This is a genomic window from Corallococcus carmarthensis (assembly GCF_003611695.1).
GTDB classification, from domain to species: domain Bacteria; phylum Myxococcota; class Myxococcia; order Myxococcales; family Myxococcaceae; genus Corallococcus; species Corallococcus carmarthensis.
Window position 1 is genome coordinate 1 of record NZ_RAWE01000516.1, and the last position, 379, is coordinate 379.

Annotated in this window: 1 protein-coding gene; it reads left to right on the forward strand. The window is 62.8% G+C overall.

The annotated features are described in order from the left end of the window. The first annotated feature begins 43 nt into the window (after positions 1–43). Complete coding sequence (locus tag D7X32_RS44755; RefSeq protein WP_120608498.1) at positions 44–313, forward strand: hypothetical protein; 270 nt, start codon at positions 44–46, stop codon at positions 311–313. Positions 314–379: the final 66 nt, after the last annotated feature.

Below are 379 nucleotides of genomic sequence, written 5' to 3' on the forward strand. Positions count from 1 at the left end.
ATGCAAAGCCGCGAGTCGAGTTTGGAGCAATGAGTGGGGGTGCATGACCCTGCTGGGAGACGGGAAGCTCGAATCGGTCACGACCGAGACGCTCGGCGGATTTCTCGAGGGAACGCGGCTTTTCGGCCGGGTGTGGACGGAAGGGCCGATAGTGGTGGGCCGCTACACCCGGGCCCGTATGCCCAATGGAGAGGAGCTCGATGTCTGCTTGTCACTCTCGCTCGAAGGCGACGGCTTGCCCAAGCTGCCCGGTTCCAAGCCCGGCGCCGCGCTCGTGCAGGCAAACGACGGTGCGACCTTCCAGTGGGACTGAGGACGAGACGTAAAGGCGCATTACAGAAACGCACCTGAAAACCACCTCCAATGACCTCAGCCACGG

Coding starts and splice junctions, on each gene's coding strand:
- D7X32_RS44755 (WP_120608498.1), top strand. CDS start 44: ATGACCCTGCTGGGAGACGGGAAGCTCGAATCGGTCACGACCGAGACG.